The following is a 4491-nucleotide window of genomic DNA, read 5'->3' as shown; positions in this document are numbered from 1 at the left end:
ACTGCTCCTTTTCCCGTTTTGTAGCGAGCAATTATAGCTGTTAAAATGCCAGTATATGCGTACATTCCTGCAGCAATATCGGCAATTGATATTCCTGATTTAGATGGAGAATCTTCTGTACCTGTTACGGACACAAGTCCTGCTTCACATTGGATTAACAAATCATATGCTTTTTTGTTCATATAAGGACCGTCACTACCATATCCGGAGATGCTGCAAATTATGAGCTGTGGAAACTTTTCTTTAAGCTCTGCGGCACTAAAGCCGAGCCGATCTACCGCGCCAGGTGCTAAATTATGAATGAATACATCTGCTTTAGAAAGTAGTTTTTCTAAAACGTTTTTCGCTTCTTCTTGTTTCAAATCAAGAGCCAAAGATTCTTTAGATCGGTTGATCCATACAAAGTGACTCGACATACCATTGACAGTATTATCATAGTTACGTGCAAAATCACCCATTCCCGGTCTCTCCACTTTGATCACTCGGGCCCCTAGGTCTGCTAATTGTCTTGTAGCAAAGGGTGCGGCCACGGCCTGCTCTAAGGATACTACGGTGATATCTTGTAAAGGCAACATCTACATTCCTCCTCACATTTTAAACTAAACCAATCCACTTCCACCAAGTCGCTGCAACCAAGACTGTAGCGATAATGGTTATAATAGTTGCGTACAATCCAGGCTTTAAAAAGTCTTTTTGTGAAATCATTCCGCTGCTATGAGCGATTACGTTAGACATCGATTCTACAACTAACATATAACCGAAGACACATGATAAACCAGTTGCGAAGCCAATTGTTAACGGGTCTAGCCCTGCATTTTGAGCAACGCTAATTATAATAGGAACCAAGATCACAACTGCTGTGGAAACATTAGAAATCATTTTATGGAACAATTGTGCCATCACACTAACTACCAATACCGCCAATAAAGGATATTGAATAATATTCGTAAACCAATCTACACTCAAATAGTTACTAATTATATCCGCCGCACCAGAGTCGACAAACACATACCCCATCGATAAAGTGACACTCAACAACAAAACGGTATTGTAATTAATTTGAATCACCTTTTCCCAAGAGGCAATCCCTACTTGAGGCAGGGTCAAGAGAACGACACCCAATAAAGCGGGAATACTCGGATGCATCCCATGGAGCGGTTCCGTTAACCATAAACTAACGATTAAAATTAAGATGATGAGACAGTTGATTTCTTTTTTATTGACCGGTCCTAACTCTTCTAGTCTCTTTTTCATTTCGCCTTGAATCATAGGGAAGCTTTGCTGTTCTTTTGGTAAAGGAAATACCTTTAATAGAAGAATCCATATGGAAGGAATTAATATGAGCCATAACGGAAACGTATAAAGGAACCACTGGAAATACGTGATGTTCACTCCTGCAAAACGATTAAGAATCTCCACCGTTAATATATTACCGATTGCAGCAGTCATGACTGCAGTTCCGCTAATAACTCCCCCATAGGCGACTCCTAGCATAATCATTTTCCTTAAATTACTTCCCGGCTTTGCATTAACAATCTCGATAATCATTTTCGAAACCGGCATTATTAAGGCAGTTCGAACCGCGGTAGTTGGAATAAAAAATGCTTGGATTTGCTGAATGATAATGATACTTCCTAATAAGCCCTTCGCATGACTTCCCCACCTTATTAAAATCTTGTAGGTCAATCTTCTAATAAGAGAGGTTTCATTGACTGCCGTTGCTAGCATCATTCCAGCAACAATTAAATAAGTAGCTGGCGAAGCAAAGCCACTAAATATAACGGAGGTATCTGCTACTTTGAGAACAAGCATAAGCAATAAGATAATTAGACCTGTAAGACCCATAGGAATAGGCTCTAAAGCCCATAAGATAATTCCTGACGTAATAATGCCGGTCATGATTTTAGCCGAGTACGAGAATGTGTCTGGTAAAGATAGAAATATGATAAAAAAACTTACTAGGGCTAGTGCAAGAGCTGCATAGTTTTTATAGTTCTCTTTTAACACAAGACTTCTTCGTAATTTATAAAGCATGACAGATCCAACCGCCAAAGTGATTCGTCTTGAAAAAGTTTGCAATCCGGTGAAACCCAGCTTCAGAAAGTAAACTTCGAATTTCTTCTTCTGAGATAGATGATTCGGTTAATGTTGCGTTCATTAACTCCTCTACCTTCTCTTCTGACAAGTTCGTCGTATCCAGCCAATAGTTTTTCCAAAGGTTAACCAGTTCTTTAAACTCTAACGAATTCGGATCTCCGTATTTACTAACGAGTATAAAAGGGCTTCCCGGTTTCAAGTGAGCTCTAATTTGTTTTAAGAGTGCCAGCTTATCCTTTACTTCCGGTATGAAATGAAGAACTAAGATACATGTTGCTGCATCAAATGTATAATCAGGTGGAACTAACTCAATTGTTCCATTGAAGAAATCGACCCGATTATCCATGTCCAGTTGCTCTACCTTCATCCTCGCCACCTCAAGCATCGCCTTTGATGGATCTACAACGGTAAACTTCCATTCTGCATTGCTAGGTCCAAAAGCATTTAGCTCGTTACCTCCTCCACCTCCAACGACTAGGAGAGAGGCTTCCTCTTTTAAGTTTGCCCGTAGAAAAGTTTGCGAAAGCCGAAGCATTGGATCGTATGTAGGGAGATTTCTTCTTATCCCTTTGTCATACTCCGCGGCCGTTTTATGATCAAACTCCAGTTTATTAGACAACTTCTCGCCTTCCTTCTCTATGATATAACCTTACTTATTTCCCGATGGATGATAGCAAGCTATACAAATCTGATTTTGCTTCAAAACCAATGCCTGGAATGTCCGGAAGCCTTACATATCCGTCTTCAACGGCATAGTTATCGGCAAATCCACCAAATGGCTGAAATACGCCTGGGTATGATTCATTCCCATGAAGTGCTAATCCCGCAGCTATGTTCAGTGACATCTGATGACCTCCATGAGGTATACAACGTCTAGAGGACCAGCCGTGTTCATTTAACATTTCTAAAATGCGTAGATATTCTACTAATCCATAGCTAAGCGCACAGTCAAATTGAAGAAAGTCTTTCTCCGGGTTCATGCCTGCATATCGGATTAAGTTGGTTGCATCCTGTAAGGAAAAAATATTTTCCCCAGTTGCGATGGCATGTGGATATCTCTTGGAAAGTTCAGCCTGCAGATGAAAGTCCAGAGGGTCTCCCGCTTCTTCATACCAGATTAATTCATAGTCTTTAATCTTCTCTCCAAATTCAATTGCATAGTCTAAGTCAAAACGACCGTTTGCATCGACCATCAGTCCACTTCCTGAAGGTAAAATCTCTAAAACTGCTTCGATACGCTTTATATCTTCACTTAAAGAAGCACCGCCAACCTTCATTTTCACGTCCTTATAGCCGAGCTCAAGATAACCCTTCATTTCATCTTGGAGTTCCGTTAAGCCTTTGTCTGGGAAATAGTAGCCTCCAGCTGCATAAATGTATACCTTTTCGTCTACCTGACCATTCCCATATCGTTCTGCAAGAAGCTGATATAAAGGCTTTCCTTCTATTTTGGACACTGCATCCCATACAGCCATGTCTATTACACCAACCGCAACCGTTCTTTCTCCGTGTCCCCCCGGTTTTTCATTTGCCATAATGATGGCATGTATTTTATGTGGATCAAGATTAGTCCCATCATCTGTTAAAATATCTTTCGACTCAGCCTCAAGTAACCTAGGAATAAATCGTTCAAGTAATAGACTTGTAGGCGCATATCGGCCATTCGAGTTGAATCCATAACCAACGACTGGCTTTCCATCTCTTACCACATCTGTTGTGATGGCTAATGCAGAGGCTGTCATTTTACTAAAATCAATATAAGCATTTCTAATTGGACTACTAATTGGCACAGTCTTAACTTCTATATTTGTTATTTTCATATCAAATCATCCTTTGTTTTTTATTTTGGCTATGTTAAAGAGTAGGGTAGATTTATGATGCATAGAAAAAGAAATCTTTAAATTAGAAAGTAGAATTGATTTCCGCACCATCCGGACGCTTTCCTCGGGGTGAGCGATAAGCCATCACCCATCGCTTACGCGCGTGGTTATGATGTCTTATCTGTCTCACTCATCCCGTAGGAGTCGCCGTCTGGCGCTCCAATCAATAAACGGGAACAGCTTTAGCATCGATAAAGCGCTAATAAATTTACTCGCATAAACAAAGCAGAAAAACTGTCACCAACCCCAGTTTCATAATATATTTATGATTTTAATAGTTATTTGTAGGTCTCTTATATAATCTTTCCAGCCGTCACTATAAAAAAGAATTGTTAGTCAAAATAAACCAATAACTTTAACAAAGCTTTTATTTTTTATTATTTATTCTAATATTCCGATTATTTAATTCGGAATCTATTACTATATTTTTAGCTTTCTTGTACACTGGATAATCTACAAATTGACTATTTACCATTATCGATGCTATACCGTTTTGTTCTGCATTTTCAAATGC

General features: G+C 39.4%; 4 protein-coding genes. All 4 read right to left on the bottom strand.

Annotated elements, in window-relative coordinates; translation table 11 throughout:
* A partial coding sequence (locus AC06OU_RS06200) for a CaiB/BaiF CoA transferase family protein (RefSeq protein WP_475854675.1) occupies positions 1 to 575 on the bottom strand: 575 nt, incomplete at its 3' end.
* A 19-nt stretch (positions 576 to 594) separates the two neighbouring features.
* Positions 595 to 2034 (bottom strand): SLC13 family permease, encoded by a 1440-nt coding sequence (locus AC06OU_RS06195; protein ID WP_475854674.1) that lies wholly within the window; start codon positions 2032 to 2034, stop codon positions 595 to 597.
* Positions 2024 to 2716 carry a class I SAM-dependent methyltransferase gene (locus AC06OU_RS06190; protein WP_475854672.1) on the bottom strand — a complete coding sequence of 231 codons (693 nt, stop codon included), beginning with the start codon at positions 2714 to 2716 and terminating at the stop codon, positions 2024 to 2026. The genes AC06OU_RS06195 and AC06OU_RS06190 overlap by 11 nt, the downstream gene beginning before the upstream one ends.
* A gap of 34 nt (positions 2717 to 2750) precedes the next feature.
* On the bottom strand, positions 2751 to 3917 hold the full coding sequence (locus tag AC06OU_RS06185) for a mandelate racemase/muconate lactonizing enzyme family protein (protein ID WP_298472094.1): 1167 nt from the start codon (positions 3915 to 3917) through the stop codon (positions 2751 to 2753).
* Positions 3918 to 4491 lie beyond the last annotated feature (574 nt).

The sequence above is a fragment of the Psychrobacillus sp. genome (genome assembly GCF_056205495.1).
The sequence above is the reverse complement of the archived record's forward strand: the minus strand, read 5'-3'. Positions and strand labels throughout refer to the sequence as shown.

Coding starts and splice junctions, on each gene's coding strand:
- AC06OU_RS06195 (WP_475854674.1), bottom strand. CDS start 2,034: ATGCTTTATAAATTACGAAGAAGTCTTGTGTTAAAAGAGAACTATAAA.
- AC06OU_RS06185 (WP_298472094.1), bottom strand. CDS start 3,917: ATGAAAATAACAAATATAGAAGTTAAGACTGTGCCAATTAGTAGTCCA.